Annotated in this window: 22 protein-coding genes; 16 read left to right on the forward strand and 6 right to left on the reverse strand. The window is 34.4% G+C overall.

What is annotated here, in order from left to right:
* Nucleotides 1–292: 292 nt before the first annotated feature.
* The 8 genes from ACNQGX_RS04910 (at nucleotide 293) to ACNQGX_RS04945 (ending at nucleotide 9,139) form a co-directional block, all read left to right on the forward strand.
* Complete coding sequence (locus ACNQGX_RS04910; RefSeq protein WP_417974554.1) at nucleotides 293–979, forward strand: ABC transporter ATP-binding protein; 687 nt, start codon at nucleotides 293–295, stop codon at nucleotides 977–979.
* Between the two features lie 122 nt (nucleotides 980–1,101).
* On the forward strand, nucleotides 1,102–1,671 hold the full coding sequence (locus ACNQGX_RS04915; RefSeq protein WP_039110943.1) for a cob(I)yrinic acid a,c-diamide adenosyltransferase: 570 nt from the start codon (nucleotides 1,102–1,104) through the stop codon (nucleotides 1,669–1,671).
* Between the two features lie 162 nt (nucleotides 1,672–1,833).
* Entirely contained in the window at nucleotides 1,834–2,055 is a 222-nt protein-coding gene (locus ACNQGX_RS04920) for a DUF2795 domain-containing protein (protein WP_007138072.1), read from the forward strand.
* An 84-nt stretch (nucleotides 2,056–2,139) separates the two neighbouring features.
* Nucleotides 2,140–5,481 carry a preprotein translocase subunit SecA gene (gene secA / locus ACNQGX_RS04925; protein WP_417974556.1) on the forward strand — a complete coding sequence of 1,114 codons (3,342 nt, stop codon included), beginning with the start codon at nucleotides 2,140–2,142 and terminating at the stop codon, nucleotides 5,479–5,481.
* Nucleotides 5,482–5,869: 388 nt separating this feature from the next.
* Nucleotides 5,870–7,051, forward strand: coding sequence for a hypothetical protein (locus ACNQGX_RS04930; RefSeq protein WP_417974558.1), 1,182 nt, complete (start codon nucleotides 5,870–5,872; stop codon nucleotides 7,049–7,051).
* Nucleotides 7,052–7,450, forward strand: a complete 399-nt coding sequence (locus ACNQGX_RS04935) for a hypothetical protein (protein ID WP_417974560.1) — start codon at nucleotides 7,052–7,054, stop codon at nucleotides 7,448–7,450.
* Nucleotides 7,451–7,912: 462 nt separating this feature from the next.
* Complete coding sequence (locus ACNQGX_RS04940) at nucleotides 7,913–8,407, forward strand: hypothetical protein (RefSeq protein WP_417974562.1); 495 nt, start codon at nucleotides 7,913–7,915, stop codon at nucleotides 8,405–8,407.
* Between the two features lie 3 nt (nucleotides 8,408–8,410).
* The gene (locus tag ACNQGX_RS04945; protein WP_417974564.1) at nucleotides 8,411–9,139 is read left to right on the forward strand and encodes an LVIVD repeat-containing protein; all 729 of its coding nucleotides are present in this window, start codon (nucleotides 8,411–8,413) and stop codon (nucleotides 9,137–9,139) included.
* A 216-nt stretch (nucleotides 9,140–9,355) separates the two neighbouring features.
* Here ACNQGX_RS04945 and ACNQGX_RS04950 read toward each other — a convergent pair whose 3' ends face one another.
* Complete coding sequence (locus tag ACNQGX_RS04950; RefSeq protein WP_417974566.1) at nucleotides 9,356–10,018, reverse strand: TrmH family RNA methyltransferase; 663 nt, start codon at nucleotides 10,016–10,018, stop codon at nucleotides 9,356–9,358.
* Nucleotides 10,019–10,291: 273 nt separating this feature from the next.
* Here ACNQGX_RS04950 and ACNQGX_RS04955 point away from each other — a divergent pair, with 273 nt between their 5' ends.
* The 5 genes from ACNQGX_RS04955 (at nucleotide 10,292) to ACNQGX_RS04975 (ending at nucleotide 17,647) form a co-directional block, all read left to right on the forward strand.
* On the forward strand, nucleotides 10,292–10,981 hold the full coding sequence (locus tag ACNQGX_RS04955) for an SIR2 family NAD-dependent protein deacylase (RefSeq protein ID WP_417974568.1): 690 nt from the start codon (nucleotides 10,292–10,294) through the stop codon (nucleotides 10,979–10,981).
* A 128-nt stretch (nucleotides 10,982–11,109) separates the two neighbouring features.
* A complete protein-coding gene (gene purB / locus ACNQGX_RS04960; protein WP_417974570.1) occupies nucleotides 11,110–12,456 on the forward strand; it encodes an adenylosuccinate lyase in 1,347 nt (448 codons plus the stop codon).
* 187 nt (nucleotides 12,457–12,643) lie between these two features.
* Nucleotides 12,644–14,884, forward strand: coding sequence for a cation:proton antiporter domain-containing protein (locus ACNQGX_RS04965; RefSeq protein WP_417974572.1), 2,241 nt, complete (start codon nucleotides 12,644–12,646; stop codon nucleotides 14,882–14,884).
* Between the two features lie 254 nt (nucleotides 14,885–15,138).
* Nucleotides 15,139–15,744 carry an NAD(P)H-dependent oxidoreductase gene (locus tag ACNQGX_RS04970; protein WP_417974574.1) on the forward strand — a complete coding sequence of 202 codons (606 nt, stop codon included), beginning with the start codon at nucleotides 15,139–15,141 and terminating at the stop codon, nucleotides 15,742–15,744.
* 1 nt (nucleotide 15,745) lies between these two features.
* Nucleotides 15,746–17,647, forward strand: a complete 1,902-nt coding sequence (locus tag ACNQGX_RS04975; RefSeq protein ID WP_417974576.1) for a monovalent cation:proton antiporter-2 (CPA2) family protein — start codon at nucleotides 15,746–15,748, stop codon at nucleotides 17,645–17,647.
* An 85-nt stretch (nucleotides 17,648–17,732) separates the two neighbouring features.
* Here the strand turns inward: ACNQGX_RS04975 and guaB are convergent, their stop codons facing one another.
* The 4 genes from guaB to ACNQGX_RS04995 all read right to left on the reverse strand — a co-directional run bounded on the left by guaB (nucleotide 17,733) and on the right by ACNQGX_RS04995 (nucleotide 22,688).
* Nucleotides 17,733–19,205, reverse strand: coding sequence for an IMP dehydrogenase (gene guaB / locus ACNQGX_RS04980; RefSeq protein ID WP_131996144.1), 1,473 nt, complete (start codon nucleotides 19,203–19,205; stop codon nucleotides 17,733–17,735).
* Between the two features lie 568 nt (nucleotides 19,206–19,773).
* Nucleotides 19,774–21,168 (reverse strand): DUF5723 family protein, encoded by a 1,395-nt coding sequence (locus tag ACNQGX_RS04985; protein ID WP_417974579.1) that lies wholly within the window; start codon nucleotides 21,166–21,168, stop codon nucleotides 19,774–19,776.
* Nucleotides 21,165–21,719 (reverse strand): hypothetical protein, encoded by a 555-nt coding sequence (locus tag ACNQGX_RS04990; RefSeq protein ID WP_417974581.1) that lies wholly within the window; start codon nucleotides 21,717–21,719, stop codon nucleotides 21,165–21,167. Before ACNQGX_RS04990 ends, ACNQGX_RS04985 begins: the two co-directional genes overlap by 4 nt.
* A 105-nt stretch (nucleotides 21,720–21,824) precedes the next feature.
* A complete protein-coding gene (locus ACNQGX_RS04995; RefSeq protein ID WP_417974583.1) occupies nucleotides 21,825–22,688 on the reverse strand; it encodes a hydroxymethylglutaryl-CoA lyase in 864 nt (287 codons plus the stop codon).
* 197 nt (nucleotides 22,689–22,885) lie between these two features.
* On the opposite strand from ACNQGX_RS04995, the gene ACNQGX_RS05000 reads away from it, so the two are divergent.
* Both ACNQGX_RS05000 and ACNQGX_RS05005 read left to right on the forward strand, forming a co-directional pair.
* Nucleotides 22,886–23,497 (forward strand): hypothetical protein, encoded by a 612-nt coding sequence (locus ACNQGX_RS05000; protein WP_417974585.1) that lies wholly within the window; start codon nucleotides 22,886–22,888, stop codon nucleotides 23,495–23,497.
* A complete protein-coding gene (locus tag ACNQGX_RS05005) occupies nucleotides 23,494–24,204 on the forward strand; it encodes a DUF3307 domain-containing protein (protein WP_417974587.1) in 711 nt (236 codons plus the stop codon). The genes ACNQGX_RS05000 and ACNQGX_RS05005 overlap by 4 nt, the downstream gene beginning before the upstream one ends.
* Here the strand turns inward: ACNQGX_RS05005 and ACNQGX_RS05010 are convergent.
* Nucleotides 24,172–25,209 (reverse strand): quinone-dependent dihydroorotate dehydrogenase, encoded by a 1,038-nt coding sequence (locus ACNQGX_RS05010; RefSeq protein WP_417974589.1) that lies wholly within the window; start codon nucleotides 25,207–25,209, stop codon nucleotides 24,172–24,174. The genes ACNQGX_RS05005 and ACNQGX_RS05010 overlap by 33 nt on opposite strands.
* A 281-nt stretch (nucleotides 25,210–25,490) precedes the next feature.
* Between ACNQGX_RS05010 and ACNQGX_RS05015 the strand changes: the two genes are divergently transcribed.
* Nucleotides 25,491–26,066, forward strand: a complete 576-nt coding sequence (locus ACNQGX_RS05015) for a hypothetical protein (protein ID WP_417974591.1) — start codon at nucleotides 25,491–25,493, stop codon at nucleotides 26,064–26,066.
* Nucleotides 26,067–26,136 lie beyond the last annotated feature (70 nt).

The raw sequence follows: 26,136 nt of genomic DNA on the forward strand, positions 1-26,136 counted from the left end.
CATATAATTATGAAATAAAGAGAAATAAAGCGTGAATTATATAAACTAACCTTGAAATAGTATAAATAATTACGGCTGATTCTATGTATTAAAAATTGCGTTTTAAAAGAAATAAGCCAAAATCACAAGTATTTGATTTTAAAAAAGTTAGTTCCTATTTAAAATTGAAGCTCAAAATGTAACAAATTTTAAAAAACAACTACTTATTAATAATTCAAAAGTCTTTTGTACTTTTAAAATCTAATTTAATAGCACCCTACGCACAGTCGAAGGTCAAAAATCATATATTCTAATGGCAAACCCGCTAATCAAAATAACCAATATCAAACGAGATTTTGTACTTGGAAATGAAATCGTTTATGTTCTTAAAGGCATTGATTTAGAAATAAATAAAGGAGAATATGTAGCATTAATGGGCCCTTCAGGATCTGGAAAATCAACTTTAATGAATTTATTAGGCTGTTTAGACACACCAACTTCCGGAAGTTACATTCTGAACGGAAAAGATGTCAGCCAGATGAAAGATGATGAATTAGCCGAAATTCGAAATAAAGAAATAGGTTTCGTTTTCCAGACTTTCAACCTTTTACCCAGAACAACGGCATTAGACAACGTGGCTTTACCCATGATTTATGCCGGGTTTTCAAAATCGGAAAGAAAAGCACGAGCTACCGAAGTATTGGAACAAGTAAATCTTGCCGACAGAATGGATCACCAACCCAACCAACTTTCGGGTGGACAACGCCAGCGTGTGGCAATTGCCCGTGCTTTGGTCAACAAACCGTCCATCATTCTTGCCGATGAGCCTACCGGGAATCTGGACAGTAAAACGTCATTGGAAATCATGAAACTTTTTGGAGACATCCATAATAATGGAAACACGGTAATTCTGGTAACGCACGAGGAAGAAATCGCCTCTTATGCACACAGAATCATTCGTTTACGTGACGGACTTATCGAAAGCGACACTTCGAAATAATTGTAGATTTCTGAGTTTAGATTTTAGATTTTTTTCTAAAATAATTATAGGTTTATGAATTTAATTTTCAGATTCCAATTATAAATCTAAAATCAGAACTCTAAAATCTAAAATCACAAAAAATGAAAGTATATACAAAGACTGGAGATAAAGGAACAACCGCGCTTTTTGGCGGAACCAGAGTCCCAAAAGACCATGCCCGAATTGAAAGTTACGGAACCGTTGACGAATTGAACTCTTATATTGGTCTGATTCGCGATCAGGAAATGAACAGTCATTACAAAGAAATCCTTATCGAAATTCAAGATCGCCTATTTACTGTTGGCGCCATATTAGCAACGCCACCTGAAAAAGAGGTGATGAAAAACGGAGAACTTCGTTTGAAAAAGCTGGGAATTATCGAATCTGATATTGAATTATTGGAAAATGAAATTGATGCCATGGAAGAAGCATTGCCGCCAATGACTCATTTTGTACTTCCAGGCGGACATACTACTGTGTCATATTGTCATATTGCACGTTGTGTTTGTCGCAGAGCAGAGCGCTTAGCCGTCCATTTAAGCCACAATGAGCCCGTTGCTGAAATCGCAATCAAGTACTTAAACCGACTTTCTGACTACCTTTTTGTGTTGGCACGGAAGTTGTCTCATGATTTGAACGCTGCCGAAGTTCAATGGATTCCGAGGAAATAGTAGGTAGTTTACAGTTGTAAGTTTGCGGTAAAAAGCGGAACACTAAATACCGAACACTGGACACTAAATCAAACGTTCTTAACTTTTTTTAAAAATAAATAGTTTTTTACTTGTCTTTTTCAGTAAAAAATTTATTTTTGCACAAAACTAAATCGACAACACATGTATTGGACATTAGAATTAGCATCTTATTTAAGCGATGCACCGTGGCCTGCTAACAAAGACGAACTTATTGACTACGCTATTAGAGCAGGAGCTCCATTAGAAGTAGTAGAAAACCTTCAATCTATAGAGGATGAAGGCGAGATATATGAATCAATGGAAGAAATTTGGCCAGATTATCCTACGGACGAAGATTATCTTTGGAATGAGGATGAATATTAAAAAGTAAACCCAGAAAAAGTCTCAAAAGAGGCTTTTTTTTTGTTTAAATTTACAGAATTACACAACCAGAAATAAAAACATATTATGAGTTTTATAAATAGTATTATTAAAGTCTTTGTTGGGGATAAATCCCAAAAAGATGTGAAAGCTTTACAGCCGTATCTTAACAAAATCAAAACTTTTGAAACTCCTCTGATGGCATTATCTAATGATGATCTTAGAGGACGCACTGCTTTTTTTAAGGATAAAATCAAACAGGCACGCGCTGAAAAAGATGCTAAAATTGCTGCGCTGAAACTGGAAGTGGAAAGCATTGAAGACATTGACAAAAGAGAAGATATTTATATCGCTATTGACGCATTAGAAAAAGAAGCTTACGATATTTCGGAAAAAACGTTGTTGGAAATTCTTCCGGAAGCCTTTGCCGTTGTTAAAGAAACAGCTAGACGTTTTAAAGACAACACAGCAGTAGTTGTAACCGCAACTGCAAAAGACCGTGAACTTTCAGCTACTAAAAGCTACATTACCTTAGATGGTGACAATTCAATTTGGGCAAATTCTTGGAATGCTGCAGGGAAAGAAATTACTTGGGACATGATTCACTATGACGTACAATTAATTGGCGGAATGGTTTTGCACGAAGGTAAAATTGCCGAAATGCAAACAGGTGAAGGAAAAACATTGGTGGCAACCTTACCACTTTACTTAAATGCCTTAACTGGAAACGGTGTGCATTTAGTAACTGTGAATGATTATTTGGCAAAAAGAGATAGTACTTGGAAAGCGCCATTATTCGAATTTCATGGTATGACTGTTGAATGTATTGACAATTACCAACCAAGTTCAGAAGGAAGAAAAAAAGCCTACGATGCTGATATCACTTACGGAACCAATAATGAATTTGGTTTTGACTACTTAAGAGATAACATGGCACATTCGCCAGAAGATTTAGTGCAACGAAAACACAATTACGCCATTGTCGATGAGGTAGATTCAGTTTTAATTGATGATGCCAGAACACCATTGATTATTTCAGGTCCGGTTCCGCAAGGAGATCGTCATGAATTCATGGAAATGAAACCAAAAATTGAAAACTTAGTTAGTTTACAAAGACAATTGGCTAACGGTTTCTTATCTGAAGCAAAAAAATTAATTAAAGAAGGAAATACTAAAGAAGGTGGATTCCAATTATTAAGAGCTTACAGAGCGTTACCAAAAAACAAAGCATTGATCAAGTTTTTGAGTGAAGAAGGAATTAAACAATTGCTTCAGAAAACAGAAAATCAATACATGCAGGATAACAAAAGAGAAATGCACAAGATTGATGAGGCATTGTATTTTGTTATTGAAGAAAAAAACAATCAAGTTGAATTGACAGACAACGGAATTAAATACCTTTCCGGAGATACTGATGCTGACTTTTTTGTACTTCCGGACATTGGAACTGAAATTGCCGCTATCGAAAAGAAAAAATTAGATAAAGACACTGAAGCCGAAGAAAAAGAACAATTGTTTCAAGATTTTGGAGTGAAAAGTGAGCGTATTCACACTTTGACGCAACTTTTAAAAGCCTACGCTTTATTTGAAAAAGATGTAGAATATGTAATCATGGATAACAAAATCATGATTGTTGATGAACAAACAGGTCGTATCATGGATGGTCGTCGTTATTCTGACGGATTACACCAAGCGATTGAAGCCAAAGAAAATGTAAAAATCGAAGCTGCAACTCAAACATTTGCAACAGTTACGTTACAGAATTACTTCAGAATGTACAACAAACTGGGAGGAATGACTGGAACCGCAGTAACTGAAGCGGGTGAGTTATGGCAAATATATAAGTTAGACGTTGTAGAAATTCCAACGAACAGAGGAATGGCAAGAAAAGACAAAGAGGATTTTATTTATAAAACCACTCGTGAAAAGTTCAATGCCGTTATCGAAGACGTAACTGAATTATCTAAAGCAGGAAGACCGGTTCTTATTGGTACAACTTCTGTAGAGATTTCGGAATTATTAAGCCGAATGTTGAAAATGAGAGGCGTTGCACACAATGTCTTGAATGCAAAAATGCACAAACAAGAAGCACAAATTGTTGAAGAAGCCGGAAAACCTGGTGTGGTAACTATTGCAACGAACATGGCTGGTCGTGGTACCGATATTAAATTATCTGCCGAAGTAAAAGCCGCTGGTGGATTAGCAATTGTAGGAACGGAACGTCATGATTCCCGTCGTGTTGACCGTCAGTTACGTGGTCGTGCAGGACGTCAAGGTGATCCTGGAAGTTCTCAGTTTTATGTTTCTCTTGAAGACAACCTAATGCGTTTGTTTGGTTCCGAAAGAGTGGCTAAAGTTATGGACAGAATGGGATTGCAGGAAGGTGAAGTGATTCAGCATTCTATGATGACTAAATCTATCGAACGTGCTCAGAAAAAAGTAGAAGAAAACAATTTTGGTGTTCGTAAACGTTTATTGGAATATGATGATGTAATGAATGCACAACGTGAAGTAGTGTACAAACGTCGTCGTCATGCTTTGTTTGGAGAGCGTTTGAAATTAGATATTGCGAACATGCTTTATGATACTTGTGAATTGATTGTTGACGAAAATAAAGCAACAAATAATTTCAAGAACTTTGAATTTGAATTAATTCGTTATTTCTCTATTACTTCACCAGTTACAGAAAGTGAGTTTGTGAAATTAACTGAAATGGAATTAACCGGTAAAATATACAAAGCTACGCTGGAATATTATACGGAGAAAACGGAAAGAAGTGCCAGAGAAGCATTCCCAATCATAAAAAGTGTTTACGAAGACAAGCACAACCAATTTGAACGCATTGTAGTTCCTTTTACAGACGGAATCAAATCTTTGAATGTGGTTACTGATTTGAAACGTGCCTACGAAACTGAGGGTGCTCAACTTGTTGCTGATTTCGAAAAAAATATCACTTTGTCTATTGTAGATGAAGCTTGGAAGAAACACTTACGCAAAATGGATGAGTTGAAACAATCGGTTCAACTTGCGGTTCACGAACAAAAAGATCCATTACTTATTTACAAACTGGAAGCGTTCAATTTGTTTAGAGCAATGATTGACAATGTCAATAAAGAAGTGATTTCATTCTTGTTCAAAGGTGATTTACCGGCTCAAGAGAATCAAAAAATTCAAGAAGCGAAAGAAGTTCGTCAACAAGAAGATTATAAATTAAGTAAAGACGAAATTCCAAATAGTGAAAGTGCCAATCGTGAAGCGGGAGAAACGCAACAACGACAAGTAACCGAAACTATCGTGAGAGATATGCCAAAAATCAATCGTAATGATAATGTTACAATTCAAAACGTGGCAAACGGACAAACACAAGAAATGAAATACAAAAAAGCCGAAAGCTTAATCGCCTCAGGTCTATGGGTTATCGTTAACTAATAACCGTTTCGATTCCTTAAAATTAAATTCCCCAATTACGAAAGTAGTTGGGGATTTTTTTATCCTGAATTCATTTCAGAAGCCATTCCCGCCCTACGCTGCAAGCTATTTGGTTTCAAACTCTTTTTCTAGCTGGCTGACAGGAGCTTCTTTGGTCGCTCTGCCACCACCAGAAAAAAGTGGTTTTCAACCGGCATAGGCTTTCCGCTGCTGTCGGGGCTAGGGATTTTGTCATGAATTAATCACTGATTCCTTTTTATAAGTATTTTCAGCGATTTATTTATATATTTGAAAATCGATAAAGTCTGATGTTTATCAGACCTATATACTAGTTGTATGCTATTTTACAAAAACCATCGTCTTAAAATAGGATGAATTAAAAACAGTTATGAGAAATATTTTTTTATTACTACTATTTGTATTAAGTAATTGTTACTCGCAAAGTCAATCAAATTATGTTGGCTTTGAAAACGTAGTTCATAATTCAGCTATAACAACTTTACAAGGTAAATGGAGAATTAACCATTTAATAATTAATTCTAAAATAAAAGAATATGGTTTATCTCCTCAAAATCCTGACAGATTTGAGAACTACGGTAATAACATTTCACTAAATACAGACCAAACCTTCTTAAGCGGATATAGTGCTGAGTGTGGAAACGACTGCTTTACTACTAGTAAAGGAAAATATAAAATAATAGATGAAAATTATATTTGTTTTTACTTAGAAGAAATTACTCATAGAGGAGACTGTTCGGGAAATTCTCAACCAAATAAAGACTTGGGTTTGTTTTACTATTATAAAAACAATAATGATTTTAATCTTATAAAAAGTTATGGAACTTTTGAACGAGATAAAGAGAATATAGAATATGGGGATTTAATTGTTGCAAAATATAAAGATTTAAATAATTCGGATTATACCAGTAATAGCTATTTGCTTAGTTGGAAACAAACGAATCTAAATGATGAAAATGATATTGTTGCGTTTTGTATGGCTGAAAACCAAATCAAAGATTATGAGTTTTTATATTCCAAAATTACAGACGAATACAGTTCATCCTTTGTTGCTTTGGTAAAAATTAATGGAGAATTTCATAATATTTTATATGACGGAAATAACAAGCAAGTTTCTTTATATGATGATTCTCAAATTAATAAAATTGCCAAATTGGTAAATGAAATTGATATGATTAAATCATTAAAAAGTATAAGTTTTAAAGAAACATATGACCCCAAAACATCTTCATCTAATAAGAATACAATAACTGTCTATAAAAAGAAGAAAGAAATTTATAAGATATCACAAGTCAAGTATTTTCAAAATAGCGAATCTACTTATTCTACAACTATTTACTTTCAAAATTTGAAACCATTTTATATAGAATATCAAAGAGTAGACATTAATAATAAAATTTCTAAAATGGGGTTTTATGTTTTGGATTGGGAAAAAAGCAAAGTCGTTAATAAAAGCATTACTCAAGAAGCGGGACAAATAGATACATCTATTTATAGAGAGAAACAAAATATAAATAAAATATTAGATGAAGTTAAAAAACAGAATTTATAAATGAAACAAATTCTTTACATATCGTTTTTACTTTTTTGTCTTTTGTCTTTTGGGCAGGAAGCAGATAATAATACTAAACTTATCAGAGGATTTGTTTTTGAAGATAATTTAATCCCAGCAAATGTAGAAGTTTGTGTAAAAGGTACAAGCGTGAAAACAGAGACAGATTTAGATGGGAAATTTACTATACAGGCAAAGCTTGGTGACGTTTTAATCATTTCATCTTTTGGAGAAAGACCGATTGAAATTACAGTGACTGAAAAAAAATGTTATACTGCTTATTTATTCAGAGACACAGGATTATATTACTATACGAAAAAGGGTGCGAGAATAATAAAGAAAAAAAGACGAAAAGCAGTGCGGAAGTATAAACAAGGTTTTTATGATTGCAACGACTAGTGATATAATAAAAACAGCACACAACAGCCCAGCTCCGCAAAGTATCCCTGAAAATACATAAATTTTTCGTAAATGCTGCGCAAATGTCTCTGACTTTGCGCAATTTTAAGAATTCGTGTTTACACCGATAAGCACTTAATCAAAAGAAAATACAAGATATGTTTGCATGAACCCCACTCTGGTGCTCGTTTGCAACGAGTACCCATTTTAATTTGGAACACCATCGTAGCGTTTGTAACGCGGTTTCTTAAACTAAAAACTATATACTCTTCTGGAGAATGGGTTATCGTGAATGAATACTATTACTGAGGCTTTGCCTAAATAATAAAATTCCCCAATTGTAAAAAAAACAGTTGGGGAATTTTTATTTGAAACTAATAACGTAAGAAATAGAAGTAAAAATAAAATCACATCAAACGCAACCTTTAGCTTTTTTCTTTATCTTTATGAAAACAATTGAAAATGAAAAAAATAATACTTCTACTGCTAATTTCATTCCTATTCAGTTCTTGTTGGCCAACAACTGATGGCGGAGAACTTGTAAATCAACAGCAATACAAACCAGTGATTTTAGAGCGAAGTGTTTTTGAGAACTCTATAGCGTTGCAAAACTCGCAACCCGTAACTAAATCTGGTAAAATATACATAAAAGATGATTTGATGTTTGTAAACGATGTAAATAAAGGATTCCATGTTTACGATTATTCAAATCCAAAAAACCCAATTCGGTTGCATTTTATAAAAGCACCTGGCGCAACTGATTTGGCAATCAGAAACAATACTATTTACATCAATCAAGCAGTAGATTTGGTCACGGCTACCTACAATTCGGCTACTAACCAATTTGTAGTGACAAATAGAAACAAAAGTGTTTTTCCTCAAAAGCAAGCTCCAAGCGGCTTGAATGGATATGTAACTGATAATCAAATAATAATCGATTGGAATTTAATTAAATAATAAATGAAAAAAATTATATACTTATTTACACTCGTGTTTTTACTTGGCTGTACGAATAATGATTCCTCAGAAAGTGGAGCAGTCGGACAAGGCGGTTCACTAGCCGTTTTTGCCATAAAAGGAAATTATTTGTATTGTGTAGACCAAATGAAATTGAATGTTTTCTCGTTGATAAACAATGAAAAACCAGTAAAAGTGAATGAAGTTCCAATTGGCTTTAACATTGAAACATTATTTTCTTATGGAGACAATCTTTTTATTGGATCTAGAAACGGAATGTTTATCTATTCTATTACAAATCCAGAAAACCCAACAAAATTATCAAGTGTACAACATTTTACCGCTTGCGACCCTGTAATTGCCAATAGTACACATTCCTATGTAACACTAAACTCCAACACAACTTGCGGAAACAACATAAATGTTTTACAAGTTTATGACACAAAAGACCTTACTAATCCAAAATTAATTCATAGCAGAACACTTACTCAACCAAAGGGTATCAGTTTTTTCACTTCGGATTATCTATTAGTTTGCGATGATGTAATAAAAATATTCAACATTCAAAATCCAGTTGAACCCATATTAATAAATTCTATTGACAAAAACTGTTTTGATTTAATTATTAGAAACAATACTTTGTTTGCAATAGGAAATAGTGGTGTTTACAGATATGAATTGAATCCGAGTGACTTAAAAGATATAAAATTAGTGAGTGAAATAAAGTTTTAATTCTCCTCAAAATACCCCCACTCTGGTGCTCGTTTGCAACGAGTACCCATTTTAATTTGGAACACCATCGTAGCGTTTGTAACGCGGTTTCTTAAACTAAAAACTATATACTTCCGCAAACTTGTCCCTTACTTTGTCGAAATACTGGATGTGATTGCTTCGTTCCTCGCAATGACTCAGCAAACCGTTAAAATCTAGTTTTAGCGTTCGTTTACACTACCTTGGGTTTTCCTCAAAATACCGTTCTTCAATTCGTTTGATGTCTTTTATGGAATTTTTGGCCCAAGCCAAACGCTTTTCTAAAATTTCATTTTCGGATAAATGCCAATCAATGTTTGAATTGCGCAATCGATTCGTCAAGTTTTGAATGATTATCGCCGCCGAAACCGAAATATTCAAACTTTCGGTAAAACCAACCATCGGAATTTTTAGAAAACCGTCGGCGCGTTGCAAAATTTCTTCCGACAACCCATCTCTTTCTGTTCCAAAAAATAAGGCACTTGGTTTCGAAATGTCAAAATCTTCCATCAAACAATCAGTTGAATGTGGCGTGGTAGCAATGATTTGGTAACCTTTATTTTTTAACGTGTCCACACAATTAGTAATACTGTCGAATGTATTAATGTCAACCCATTTTTGGGCGCCCATTGCAATTTCTTTGTCGATACTTTTTCCGTAACGCTGCTCGATAACATTCAACTCCTGAATTCCAAAAATCTCACAACTGCGCATTACCGCGCTCGTATTGTGCATTTGAAAAATATCCTCAACAGCAATCGTAAAATGCTTGGTTCTGTTTTCCAATACTTTCAGAAATTTTTCTTTGCGGTTATCCGTTAAGATATTTTCAAGAAAATTAAGGTAATCGATATCAATCATTGCGGGTTATTTTTTTGGCAAAAATACTAAAAAAGACTAGCTTTATATACTAATTCGAATCAAGGATTGAAATGTGCCGTTAGGCACTAAATATTGGTAGAAAACAAGAAGTGAAACGGATTTAGCGTGCCGTAGGTACGCAACATTTATAGTTTTGTCGCATACCTACGGCACGCTAATAAATTTTGACCCTAATTACTACCAATATTTAGTGCCTAACGGCACAGCCAAACAGCTATTCAAGCTGATTCACATTACAAATGCATTTTACAAATGAAAAAGAAATTGGTGGTTTTGACAGGAGCAGGAATAAGTGCCGAAAGTGGTATAAAAACTTTTCGGGATAGTGACGGACTTTGGGAAGGTTATAACGTTATGGATGTTGCAACTCCCGAAGGTTGGCATAAAAACCCGGCTTTGGTGCTGGATTTTTATAATCAAAGACGAAAACAACTCAAAGAAGTACAACCTAATTTGGGTCATCAAATTCTGGCTGAATTAGAGAATAAATTTGAGGTGTACATTATCACACAAAATGTGGATGATTTACACGAACGCGCCGGAAGCACGAATGTGTTGCATTTGCACGGCGAATTATTGAAAGTGAGAAGTACCAAAAACCCAAATTACATTCTGGATTGGCAGGATGATTTGAATTTTGGCGATTTCGATGAAAACAAAAACCAATTGCGCCCACATATTGTTTGGTTTGCCGAGGAAGTTCCAGCGCTTGATGAAGCGATAACACTAACTCAAAGTGCCGATTATTTTGCTGTTATCGGGACATCATTACAAGTGTATCCCGCGGCTGGATTAATTGATTTCACAACCCGGGAAACGCCTATTTTTTATATTGATCCAAAACCCATAAAAATTCCAAATCTTCGAAATCCATTGGAAGTAATTCCTATGCGTGCCACGGAAGGAGTTGCTTTTTTGAAAGAAAGGCTACTCAATCAATAACAAAATCAATCGCAATGGCAATGAAAAATTTTAGTTTCAATAAAGAATTCCCGCAAAAAATCTAAACTTATACCCCATAACTTGTAACTTATAACTATTTTTGTGCCTTTCGAACAAACAACAAAACAATGACTACTTTAAACGAATTGAATGCTATATCGCCAATCGACGGAAGATATAGAAACAAGACTATTTCGCTGGCTCCATTTTTCTCTGAAGAAGCTTTAATCAAATACCGCGTATTGGTTGAAATTGAATATTTCATTGCTTTGTGCGAAGTGCCTTTGCCACAACTTGCAACCGTAAACCCAAATTTATTCGAAAGCTTACGCAACATCTATAAAAATTTCTCTACTGAAGATGCCCTTTGGATTAAAGAAACGGAGAAAGTCACCAACCACGATGTAAAAGCGGTGGAATACTTCATCAAAGATGCTTTTGAAAAATTAGGATTATCTGAATATAAAGAGTTTATCCACTTTGGACTGACTTCTCAAGATATTAATAACACGGCGATTCCGCTTTCTACAAAAGAAGCTTTTGAGAAAGTATATATGCCTTCTTTGATTACTTTAACTTCAAAACTGAAAGATTTAAGCGTTGAATGGCGCGATATTCCAATGCTTGCCCGTACGCACGGGCAACCGGCTTCTCCAACCCGTTTGGGTAAAGAAATTAGTGTTTTTGTAGAACGTTTAGAAGAGCAAATGCGTTTGTTGTTTAATGTTCCTTTTGCGGCTAAATTTGGTGGTGCAACCGGAAATTACAATGCGCATCATGTGGCATATCCTCAAATTGATTGGAGAAAATTCGGAGGAAAATTTGTGGAGGAAAATCTTGGTTTACACCACTCCTTCCCTACTACACAAATTGAACATTACGATCATTTCGCAGCATTTTTTGATGCTTTGAAAAGAATAAATACCATCATCATTGATTTAGACCGAGATATCTGGACATACGTTTCGATGGAATATTTCAAACAAAAAATCAAAGCAGGAGAAATAGGTTCTTCGGCTATGCCACACAAAGTGAACCCAATTGATTTTGAAAATTCAGAAGGAAATTTAGGAATAGCCAATGCGATTTTCGAACATTTATCTGCTAAATTACCATTGTCAAGATTACAACGTGATTTGACCGACAGTACGGTTTTGAGAAATATTGGTGTACCAATGGGACACACATTAATCGCTTTTGAAGCTACTTTGAAAGGATTAAACAAATTGTTATTGAACGAACCAAAATTCCACGAAGATTTAGAGAAAAACTGGGCCGTTGTTGCGGAAGCGATTCAAACAATCTTACGTCGTGAAGGATATCCTAATCCGTATGAAGCGTTGAAAGGATTGACCAGAACCAATGAAGCGATTGATAAAAAAGCGATTCACGGTTTCATAGCTACCTTAGAAGTTTCGGATGAAATTAAAGCAGAATTAATGCAAATCACTCCTAGCAATTTCTTAGGAATATAAATTTTAAGAAATTATTCGATTTTATAAAATCCCGTTGAAAAAAGAACATTAAATTCTTTTCAACGGGATTTTTATTGCTAAAAAAAATCATAAAAAGCAGTATTTAGCTAGAATTACACTTTAAAAATTAAAGTTTTTTCATATCTTACCAATATACACAAAAACCTTATCATACAAGTAAACGCCTATGAATACAGCAGAAACAGTAGCAAATGCATCGCACCATTTACAACCTTTAATTAGTGATTTAGGATTAATTCTTATGACAGCTGCAGTAGCAGTTTTGTTATTTAAAAAAATAAAACAACCGCTGGTTCTGGGGTATTTAATTGCCGGGTTTTTGGCAGGAAATCATTTTGATTTTTTTCCTTCGGTAAAAGATATTAAAAGCGTAGAAGTTTGGGCAGAGATCGGAGTAATCTTTTTATTATTTAGTTTGGGACTCGAATTCAGTTTTAAGAAACTGATGAAAGTGGGTGGAACTGCATCAATTACTGCTGTAACACAAATTATTTCAATGGTTGCCATCGGGTATTTAGTGGGCCAATGGATTGGTTGGAAACCGATGGACAGTATCTTTTTAGGCGTTATACTTTCGATTTCATCCACCACTATTATTCTGAAAACGTTTGATGAACTCGGGGTAAAAACCCAAAAATTTGCGGGAATAGTTATCGGTTCGCTCATTGTTCAAGATATAGTTGCCATTTTGATGATGGTATTGCTTTCTACAATTGCAGTGAGTCAACAGTTTTCAGGTGGTGAACTGTTATTATCCGTTTTTAAACTGATCTTTTTCTTGACCATATGGTTTGTTGGAGGTATCTTTTTTATCCCGACTTTACTTAAAAAAGCCAAAAACATATTAACTGATGAAATGCTGCTAATCATCTCACTTGCTTTGTGCTTAATGATGGTTATTCTTGCTGCCAATGTTGGTTTTTCTCCTGCATTAGGCGCTTTTATCATGGGTTCCATCATTGCCGAAACTACTCAGGCGGAACACATCGAGCATTTGGTAAAACCTGTTAAAGACCTTTTTGGTGCGGTTTTCTTTGTATCCGTTGGGATGTTAATTAATCCCGATACATTGACCGAATATGCCTTGCCTGTCGCTATTTTGACATTCGCAGTGATTATAGGACAATCCATAAGTTCAACAATTGGTGCTTTACTTTCAGGACAACCTCTGAAACAATCGGTGCAGACCGGAATGAGCTTATCGCAAATTGGGGAATTTTCCTTTATTATTGCAACACTGGGAATGACATTGAATGTAACCAGTGATTTTCTCTATCCAATTGTAGTGGCTGTATCAGCAGTGACCACTTTTACGACTCCTTTTATGGTGAAATTCGCCACTCCATTTTCGGAATATCTGGAAAAAAAATTGCCTCGAAAATGGATTAAAAAAATTGAACGCTATAGTGCCAATGCCCAATCCATAAAATTAGTAAGCAACTGGCAAATAGTCGTGCGGGCGTTTCTGACGCAGGTAATTATCCATTCCGTAATTATAGTGGCTGTTATTTTACTTTCCTCTAAATTCATTCTGCCTTTAGTTCAAGGATCTCAGTTTGGAAACATATTTGCGGCATTAATTACAATCGTAATTCTATCTCCTTTTTTATGGGCGCTATCCTTGCGTCGCGTCGCGGTAAAAGAAGTAGCCATTTTGAGAGAGGAACGTAAATATCGCGGACCAATACTGATGATGATTTTAATGCGAATGGTATTGACCCTTTTTTACATCGGTTTTTTATTAAATATCTTTTTCTCTCCCGGAATCGCTTTTATAATGCTGATTGTTGCCGTTGTCGTGTATTTTGTTTTTCCAAAAAAATTAAATGCGCAATATCACAAAATTGAAGACCATTTTTTGAAAAATTTAAATGCCCGAGAACTTAAAAAAGCGGTAAGAAGTCGTAGTGATTTAACACCCTGGGATGGCCACATGACCACTTTTGAAATTGCTCCAACCTCGAATATTGCCGGAAAAACATTAGAAAAATTAAGCATTCGCGAGCAATTAGGAATTAATATCGCTTTCATCAAGCGTGGAGAAATCACGATTAATATTCCTAGCAGAAACGAAAGATTGTTTCCCGGAGATGAAATTTGCGTGATTGGTACTGATACCCAAGTGGCAGCATTTAAAAAATATTTGGACCAGCATGAGATTGATGTCTCACCATTGGTAACTGAATCTGATATTGTTTTGCAACAGTTAGAACTGATAAACGAAGTATTTATTGGAAAAAGCATACGTGATTCTGAATTACGTGAAAAAACACGTGGCTTGATTGTTGGTTTGGAAAGAAGAGGAAAAAGAATTCTCAATCCAGAATCAAAATTGATTTTAGAAAAAAATGATATTCTTTGGATTGTGGGCAGCAAAAAACTGTTGGCGAATCTTTCTAAAAATTAAACAAGAAAATTTATTTTTTACAATTCTATTTTGGTTGAATTAGTGCAATCCAAAATAGACATTTTAAATACATCGCGTCTGAGCAAAACTTTAGATTTTGTTCAGACGCGATTTTCTGTTTATTGTTAAAATAGTATTTGAACGATAGTAAATCATTAAAATTAAGCAATATTTTATACCTTAGAGCTGTTTTCTTTATGTAAAGAACATTGTAAATCAACACGATAATCCTTTTAAATTGTTACAATAAATTTATGCCAAAAAATAAAATCTTAATCCTATTTTCCCATCCCTTATTCGAGAAATCACATGCGAATAAAGCTTTGGTGCAAAATATTCCCGATTCAGAAAACATTACTTTTCATGATTTGTATGAAGAGTATCCGGATTTTGATATTGATGTAAAACGCGAACAAGATTTGTTAAGTCAGCATGATATTATCATTTGGCACCATCCCATGTATTGGTACAGTTGCCCGCCATTGATGAAACAATGGATTGACATGGTTCTGGAACATAACTGGGCTTATGGAAAAAAGGGTAAAGCCTTACAGGATAAAATTATTTTTCAGGTAATTACAACTGGCGGTGACAAGGAAAATTATTGTGAAACAGGTAGTGATCGCTATAGTATTCTTGAATTATTGGAACCGTTTAACCAAACTGCAAAAGTGTGTAATATGATTTATTTACCTCCTTTTGTAGTGCATGGAACTCATAATATGACCAAAGAAGATTATGAAAAAAATGGTTTGATTTATGGCTATTTTCTTGACTATTTAGAAAGTAATACTTTAGATACGGATCAAATTTTGCAACACCATTATTTGAATGAATGGTTTGCTACAATACAAACATAACATGGATACAAATTTTTTACTTCAGGCAATTATTTATTTAACAGCAGCCGTAATTTGTGTGCCTATTGCTAAAAAATTTGGGCTGAGTTCCATTTTAGGCTATTTATTAGCCGGAATCATTATTGGACCTTATATTCTTGGTTTTATTGGTCAGGAAGGTCAGGATATTATGCATTTTGCTGAATTTGGCGTCGTAATGATGTTGTTTTTGATTGGTTTAGAATTAGAGCCAAACAAGTTTTGGAAAATGCGAAAATTCATTCTGGGAATGGGTGCTGCACAATTGATCGGAACCACTCTTATTCTATTCATCGGATGTCTATTTTTTATGGACTGGAAATGGGAAACTACGTTGGCGATTTCGCTGGCACTGGCATTATCTTCCACTGCTATTGTCTTACAAACTTTAAAAGAAAAAGGATTATCAAACACTTCTGTTGGACGTTCCTCATTTGCAGTTTTACTTTTTCAGGATATTGCAGTAATCCCAATTTTAGCTTTTTTACCTCTTTTGTCAACGGTAAATCTTGAAGCAACAAATGACGCACCGCAATCATTAATTACAGGCTATGCGAGCTGGTTACAAACGGTAATCGTCATTGGAATTATTTCGACAATCTATTTTGCCGGTCGTTTTGTATTTGTTCCATTATTGCATATTATTGCAAAAACTCGGTTACAGGAATTGTTCACTGCCTCAGCATTATTATTGGTTGTCGGTGTTTCCTATTTAATGCAATTAATTGGATTAAGTCCTGCACTTGGTGCTTTTATGGCTGGAGTCGTATTGGCAAACTCCGAATTTCGTCATGAATTAGAAGGCGATATTGCACCATTTAAAGGATTGCTTTTGGGGCTGTTTTTTCTGGGTGTTGGTGCATCAATAAACTTCCAATTAATTATTGAGAATCCTTTTTTCATTTTTGTTTTTGGAGCCATCCTAACTCTGGTGAAATTCGTAGTTTTATTTGTAATCAGCAGATTTCATAAAAATAAAATAGATCAAAATCTATTATTCGCTTTCGGTTTGAGCCAAGCGGGAGAATTTGGTTTTGTAATCATGAGTTTCTGCATGCAATTGAATATTGTTCCCAATATTTTAGCCAATCAAATTATGGCTGTTATTGCCATGAGTATGGTTGCAACACCTTTTCTGCTCCTAATAAATGAACGAATAATTTATCCTAATACCCGAATTCAAGAAAAAGAAATAAAAAAAGATAATGATTATATTGACGAGGATAATCCCGTTATTATTGCTGGTTTTGGGCATTTTGGAAGTACGGTTGGTCGTTTATTGAGAGCTAACCAAATAAAATCAACTATTCTGGATTATGATTCAGACCGGATCGATTTATTACGAAAAATGGGTTTCAAGGTCTATTATGGGGATGCAACCCGATTAGAGTTATTAAAAGCTGCGGGTTGTGAGAATGCGAAAATTTTTATTGCTGCCATAGATAATCCAACAGTAAATCTTCAAGTAATTGAAACCTTAAAAAAACATTTCCCAAATTTAAAAATCTTAACACGTGCTCGTAACCGAAATGATGCCTATGAATTAATCGATCATAAAGTGGAACATATTTACAGGGAAACTTTATACAGCGCTGTAAATATGGGTGTTGATGCATTGGTAGCATTAGGACTTCGAAAATATACGGCAACCAGACAAGGACAGCAATTTATAAAATACGATGAAATTACCACGCGTAAACTGGCTGAAAAACGCCACGATAAAATGGCATATCTGATTACCATTAAGGAAGAAATTGAATTACAGGAACAGTTATTAAAGAGTGATATTTATTCCCAAGTTGCTGCAACCAATCACAGTTGGGACAGTCAACATTTGAAAAACAATCTGGCTGACTTGTCTGACTCATCTGAATTGCCGGAGTAATACAGTTTACAGCAATAAAAAAAGCATAATTAATACCCTAAAACGGAATTAATTATGCCTTTTTTTTATGATTTTAAGCGATAAATTATCTAGAATAATTCGGAGCTTCTTTCGTAATCGTTACATTATGAGGATGACTTTCGTTGATTCCGCTTGCAGTAATACGAACAAAACGCCCTGTTTCCTGTAACGTTGGAATATCTTTTGAACCACAATATCCCATTCCGGCACGAAGACCACCAATGAATTGTTGCATGCTTTCGTTTAATTCACCTTTGTAAGGAACACGACCTACAATTCCTTCCGGAACCAGTTTTTTTACATCATCTTCCACATCTTGGAAATAACGGTCTTTTGAACCTTCTTGCATCGCTTCAACAGAACCCATTCCGCGGTATGACTTGAATTTTCTTCCTTCAAAAATGATAGTTTCACCAGGAGATTCCATGGTACCTGCCAGTAATGAACCTAACATCACACAATCAGCACCCGCAGCAATCGCTTTAGGGATATCTCCTGTGTAACGAATTCCACCATCAGCAATTACGGGAACTCCAGTACCTTTAATCGCTGCTGCTACTTCAAGTACTGCAGAAAATTGTGGAAAACCAACACCCGCAACAATACGAGTCGTGCAAATAGAACCTGGCCCAATACCTACTTTTACCCCATCAGCGCCATTTTCAACAAGATATTTGGCTGCTTCAGCAGTGGCAATATTACCAACAATAACGTCTAAGTCAGGGAATTTAGCCTTAACTAATTTTAGTACATCTACAACTCCTTTTGTATGTCCGTGAGCGGTATCGATTATAACTGCGTCTACTCCGGCATTAACCAAAGCTGTAGCTCTTTCAACAGCATCTGCAGTAACACCTAATGCAGCCGCAACACGTAAACGTCCGTATTTGTCTTTGTTTGCATTTGGTTTTTGAGTCAATTTAGTAATGTCTCTAAACGTAATTAAACCAACTAATTTATAATCAGCATTTACTACTGGAAGTTTCTCGATTTTATACCCTTGCAAAACAACTTCGGCTTGTTCCAAAGAAGTACCTTCGGCAACTGTTACCAAGTTTTCACTGGTCATTACCTCAACGATAGGTCTGGCATTATTTTTTTCGAAACGTAAATCTCTATTCGTAACAATACCTTTCAGTTTTTTATTTTCATCGACAATTGGAATACCTCCAATACCGAATTCTTTCATCGCATTTTTAGCATCAGCAACAGTAGAAGTCAATGGCAAAGTAACTGGATCGATAATCATTCCAGACTCCGCACGTTTTACTTTTCTAACTTTCGCAGCTTGTTGCTCGATAGTCATATTTTTATGCAAAACACCAATTCCTCCTTCTTGCGCCATAGCAATTGCCATTGCACTTTCGGTAACAGTATCCATAGCAGCAGATACAATTGGAACATTAAGCGTTATATTTCTTGAAAATTTTGATTGAATACTCACTTCGCGAGGAAGCACATTTGAGTAGTTAGGAACTAATAGAACATCATCGTAAGTTAATCCTTCACCGATAATCTTAGAGTTGTGTGCGATCATTGCAATTGTAGTTGGAGTTTAATTGCGTGCAAATATAAACAATCTTAAGCAAAAAAACGAGTAAATTTTATAATAAATGATTAAATTGCATTCTAGAGTTTTTCTCGGATATTGTCTAACATCAATTGTTTACAATCTATGAAATTTGATTCATTCGTTTTTCAATAACACAATGGATAGAAATTTACAAAAGATTTAAACGACAAAAATTCAAATAAAAACCAATATTATTTTTTATGACTGTCCGTTACCATTACCAAAAAAATATTTCAATCTCTTTATTAAAATTCAAACTTACAAAAACACTTTGTAAATCCCTGTAAACATTGAATTTAATAAAGAAAACATTATAATTTTTAAACAGTGAGGTTTAGAGGTTAAGAGATGCTGGCTTTGTTCAGTTTTAACAATGAGGTTTAGCGTTTTTTTAAAACAAAGAAATAAAGATATCAAGCGGTATTCAGGACATCAGTAATTTTTTTTAAGAATTTTTTTATACCATTGACTCTTAATCTCATTGTTGATGACAGTAAAAAAATAATCATGGTCTGTTTAGCGGACAGTCATATTATTTTTTACTGTCATCAACAATAACATTAAGCCCTAGCTGAAAAGACAGACTATTGGCTTTAGTAACATCCTTATATTCCAAAAGATTATCGGCTAGAACATAGAAATTAACCGGTCCAAACATACTGGATAATCCCAATCCTATATTTTTATAAGAATAGGAATCTATCGTATAGGTTGCTTTCATTTGCAACGAATTGAAAATTTTTCTTCTGTAATAGGTCGTAAAAGCAACTAAAGGCGTTCTCGGAGTAGACATTACGAATAATTGGGCACCTACTGCGCTTTTATAAATAGTTTCAGGATCATAATTAAGGCAGTTGCAATCTTCGGATACTTCCTCTTCAAATGAAAATTGAATGGAAGTATTTAATTTTGTAGGCCGCCATGTAGTGTAATCAGCATACAAAGTATCCAAAGGAATGGCATCCTTAAATTCTTGGTATCCATTTTCTGCTGAATTTCCAGAACTGAATTTGGGAATAACACCTTCGTATTTGTAAGCCCCTTTAAAAGTCAAACTTTCTACTTCTTTGGTATGTTTTATAAAACCAAAGTCAATGACACTTGCAGTTAATTGAATATTTTTCTTTGGATAATAAGTCAAACCAGCGTCAAATCCCAAACCTAAATTACCTCCTAGAAAGGCTCTTTTAGTAATGTCTTTTACTGCATTTGGCTCATAATCTTCATCATCGTATTTAGCAATTCCCGATGTATTGAGTTGCAAATCCGAATAAATCATTTGTTCATAAACCCCTTGTGTGGAAGGAATAGTATAAATGTATCCTGAATTACTAGTTGAATTAGCATTATAAATACTGGAATAAATCTTTCCTCGCGCTCCTAGAATTAATTTTTTATTTATTTTTTTATGAAATCCAAGATGAAAGACCGAAAGCATTTCTGCTTTTACACTCAAATCCCCTAAATTGAATACTTTACCCAAATAATCTCTATTTCCGTCTAAAGCCAAAATTGCAATATCTTTAGGCACATAGCTCATAAAATCAAATTCTTGGTACATACCAAAAGAAACATAGGAATCCCCTTGATCTCCCGCTATTTTAAAGCCTCCGTTAAATAATTCTATTTGTTCGTTTAGGACTACTCTATCTTTTCTTGTTGTGGAGAATACTACATTTCGCAGTTTTACATTAAAATCTACTCCATTATCAGCAAATAAATCATACGCGGAGAATCCACTCGAACCAACATTTGTAGAAATACCAGACAATAAAGGAATCCCAAAATACCAATTGTACTTCACATCAGAACCCGGATTAGTCAGCAAAGACTGAGGCACTGAAGTGAAATTATATAAAATTTGCTTGTTTTGAGAAATACTTTTAACCGACAAAAATAGAACAAAGACTACAATTATTTTTTTCATTCTACTACAAAATAAGCGGTTACTCCTGAACGTAATTTTAAACTTCCTGTGCTATTTTCGTTTAATGGTGGGCCAGCAAACATGGTGAGCGTGAAAGTAATTTTTGTCGTTCTTTTTAATAAGTCCAGCGTTGCATTTTCAAATACTTCAGTTTTAGTAACTATATTTTCTACACCGGTATACGCTGGCACGGTAAAATTTGTGGAATGAACAGGCTGATTATTTCTATCCAGAAATACTAAATCTATTCTGTACCCCCTATTTATGGTATTGTTAACTTCAAAAAATAAATCGACTCTTTTTAAGTTGTCTTTAAAAAAAGTATCACGAAATACATCGAAATCTGACACATCCATAATAACGGTGTGTTCTACTCCTCCGGTAACAAATTCATCTGCAGGAATATCAAAATAGGCTAAATTTGCAATAAAAACCGGTTCTAATTTTATATCATAGACTTGATTATAGTCTAAATCACTAGCACATGAAGACGAAAATAGTATCAGAACTAGTACGCCTAAAATTCTATGGATGGCCCGTAGTTTCATCATATTAGTATGTTAAAAGTAAATTGGGGAATTGTATAACAAACGTATCAATCATAGACTTATTATTTTCAAAATATTGAGTTCAACCACAACTGCCATTTTTATTTTTTAATGAAATTCACCAAATAGCTTCGAAGCCTCATTGTAAGCACTTTCAAAACTTATAGGACTCATGTCAGTTTTTTCTTTTTGTGAAGTAAAATAGGATAATAGTTTCTCTGTAGGCATATTACCCGTTAAATCGTCCGTTGCCATTGGACATCCGCCAAAACCTTGAATAGCCCCATCAAAACGGCGGCAGCCCGCTTTGTAAGCCGCATCAATTTTCTCAAACCATTTATCAGGTGTAGTATGAAGATGAGCACCAAATTCAATTTTTGGATATTTTGGAATTAAATTCGAAAACAAATACGAAATCACATCTGGTGTTGAACTTCCTACCGTATCCGAAAGTGATAAGATTTTGACTCCCATTAAAGCTAATTTTTCAGTCCACTCCCCTACTATTTCAACGCTCCAAGGATCGCCGTAAGGATTACCAAATCCCATAGAAAGATACGCTACTACTTCTTTATTCGTATTATCGGCAATTTCAAGAATTTCCTGTAACGTAATTAATGACTCGGCAATCGTCTTGTGGGTATTCCGCATTTGGAAATTTTCAGAAATCGAAAATGGAAATCCTAAATACTGTATTTCAGAATGCTTTGAAGCTAATGATGCTCCTTGCGTATTCGCAATAATCGCCAATAATTTACTTTTGGTTTGAGATAAATCAAGTTGTGCCAGAACCTCAGCGGTATCCTGCATTTGCGGAATGGCTTTAGGCGAAACAAAGCTTCCAAAATCGATGGTGTCAAAACCTACACGCAATAAAGACTGGATATAAGTCACTTTTCTTGCCGTAGGAATAAATGGCTTTATGCCTTGCATGGCATCACGTGGACATTCTATAATTTTTATTGGTTCCATAGAGAGCCAAAGATAGAAAAACAATTATGAATTTTAAATTATCAGTTTTAAATTTTTAAAAATTGACATTATTACGTATTTTGGTAATAATTTTAATTATTACACAATTTGGTAATATTAAATATTATTACGTTATTTGGTAATAATTTATTTTAAACTTTTAAAGTAGACCTTTACTTTTTTAATTATATTTGGATATGACAAGCATAATCACTGGAGACATCGTTAATTCAAGAAAACTACCCTCTAAAATATGGATTGACGGTTTGAAAGAACTATTGAATACCAAAGGTAAAAACCCGAGTGAATGGGAAATTTATCGTGGTGACGAATTTCAGATGGAAATTATAAATCCTGAAGAAGCGCTACTGACAGCTTTGCAAATTAAGGCCTATCTAAAAACATTAAAGCTCGACGCGAGAATGAGTATTGGTTTCGGAGATAAAACCTATTCAGCAGCAACAATCTCCGAAAGCAACGGAACTGCGTTCGTTCGTTCGGGTGAACTTTTTGAAACTTTAAAAAAACAAAAAACAACCTTAGCCATTAATTCCGGCAATAGTGATTTAGATACAGAAATGAATTTAATGCTCCGTTTAGGATTGACCTTTATGGATAATTGGCTGGTGCAATCGGCTGAATTTGTTTTGGCATCCATAGAAAACAAATCACTTTCTCAAGAAGAAATAGGCGTGAGACTAGGAATAAATCAAGCTGCAGTAAGTCGCAGACGAAAACGAGCTCAGTTTGATTTGGTGCTAGAATTAGATAATCATTTCAGAAAAAAAATTAAAAACCTCGGTGTATGATTATTTTTGTAAAACTACTATTGGCACATTTACTTGGTGATTTTTTATTCCAGCCTACATCTTGGGTTTTAGATAAAGAAAGCAGAAAACACAAAAGTATTTATCTTTATATCCATACACTGCTACATTTTATCTTGGCTTGGGCTTTAGTTGGCGGGACTGATTTTGTTTGGTTTGCCATTTTACTGGCGGTAACGCATGGAGGAATAGATTTTTTGAAATTACATTTTCAAAAAAATAAAACAAAACGCAACTGGTTTGTAATTGACCAACTGTTGCATCTTATTGTGCTCATAGCAATTACACTATTTTACAATAACGAACGTATTGATTTTACAGCATTCGACAACCGATTTTGGATCTTTGCGACTGGAATACTTTTACTGACAAAGCCTACATCGATACTTATAAAGAATATTATTTCTATTTGGACTCCTGAAAACAAAACAAGCGACGATTCCTTATCCAATGCCGGAAATTACATTGGAATATTGGAACGCCTGTTCGTTTTTTATTTTGTCATTACTGCCCATTTTGAAGCCATTGGTTTTTTATTGGCTGCAAAATCTATTTTCCGATTTGGAGATTTAAAAGAAGCCAAAGACCGAAAACTGACCGAATATGTTCTTATCGGAACCTTATTGAGTTTTGGCATTGCATTATTGATAGGGCTTTTAGTAAAATTTGGGTTGTTGCAATCTTTCTAAAATCTTTTTGTTGATTGCTTTTACTAATCCCGGGCCCTCATAAATAAAACCCGTGTACAATTGCACCAAACACGCTCCTGCCTCCAATTTTTCAATCGCATCATCGGCAGAATGAATTCCTCCTACTCCAATAATAGGAAACGCTTTTTTACTTTTTTGAGATAAAAATCGGATGACTTCAGTAGAACGTTGCGTTAATGGTTTTCCTGACAAACCGCCCATTTCAGTTTTATTCTCCGACTGCAATCCTTCACGGGAAATGGTGGTATTTGTGGCAATAACGCCCGCGATTTTAGTTTCCTTGATAATATCAATAATATCCAATAATTGCTCATCCGTCAAATCTGGAGCGATTTTTAAGAGGATTGGTTTTTGCTTTGGCTTAGCCAAATTCTTATTTTGAAGCGTTTGCAGTAATTGTGTCAACGGCTCTTTATCTTGTAATGCTCGGAGATTTGGTGTGTTTGGGGAACTTACATTCACCACAAAATAATCCACATAATCATACAAAGCATCAAAACAGATTTCATAATCCGAAGTGGCTTCTTCGTTTGGCGTCAACTTATTTTTACCAATATTACCACCTATTAAAACGCCTTTATTTTGTTTCAAACGTTCTACAGCCTCCTGAACTCCACCGTTATTGAATCCCATTCTATTGATAATGGCGCTATCTGCTTTCAGACGAAACAATCGTTTTTTAGGATTTCCTTCCTGTCCTTTTGGCGTAAGCGTTCCTATTTCGATAAAACCAAAACCAAAACTGGACAATTCTTTATACAACTTGGCATCTTTATCAAAACCAGCCGCTAGTCCAACCGGATTTTTGAATTTCAAACCAAAAACCTCTGTTTCCAACCTTGGGTCGTTGACTTCATAAAGCAACTTAAAAAGAGCGGTAAATCCAGGAATTTTAGACAAAAATCGAATCAATGAAAAAGTAAAATAGTGGACTTTTTCCGGATCAAATAAAAATAGAAATGGGCGAATGAATACTTTATACATAGTTGAAGTGTTGTTGGTGCAAAAATAGAACTATCTCATCGATAATTAAATATTTCGAAAAAAAATTATACATCAACATTTGATTTGGCTGTAGCCAAAGAAGAAATAGCAAAAAAACAGTAGTTAAACAAAACACTTGTTCCCCGCTATTTACAAATAAAAAAAAATACTTTCAATCTGCTTCATTCAAAATAAAATATTTTTTTTCAATGTTTTTTCTTATATTGTACTAAATAAATTAGTATTTATTTAATTTTTTATCAACTTAAAAATATACAGATATGAAAATAAAATTACTCTTTACAGCTGTTTTGCTTTCCAGTTTTCAACTATTTTTTGCGCAAGCAATTAAGAATGAAGCAAAAAAAGACACCACCAAATTAGCGACAAAAACTACGGTAACAACAATTAAAGACTCTGTTGTTGTGTCTAAGGCTGCTGAAACTGGGGCTATCGCAACAGCAATACAAAATAATGCAAATGAAAAAGCTTTAAAAGAGGAAGCTAAACTACTAAAAGACAAACTCAAAGCTGAGAAAAAAGCGCTAAGAGAAGCTAATAAAATCGAAAAAGAGCAAAAGGATTTTGAAAAAGAACAAAAAGCTTTTGACAAACGACAAGACAAAATTCTTTCCAGTGAAAAATCAATAAATACAATAAAAACAAAGATTTCAAATGAAGAAAGAGATTTAATCAAACTCAAAGAAAAATTTGAACAGAAAAAATCTAAAGGAAAGCTCAGTTCTACTGAAATTGAGAAAGAAAATATCCGAATCAGCAAACAACAAATAAAAATAAATAAGCTGGAAGGAGATCTCGATAGAACAAAAGACAAGTTAACTAAAATGAGAGATTAATTTGGAACCACCTTCGGGTGGTTTTTTTTATATCTGCAAGATTATGTACATTGAAAAACAGGAATGTATT

Source organism: Flavobacterium glycogeni, assembly GCF_048286775.1.
Lineage (GTDB): Bacteria > Bacteroidota > Bacteroidia > Flavobacteriales > Flavobacteriaceae > Flavobacterium.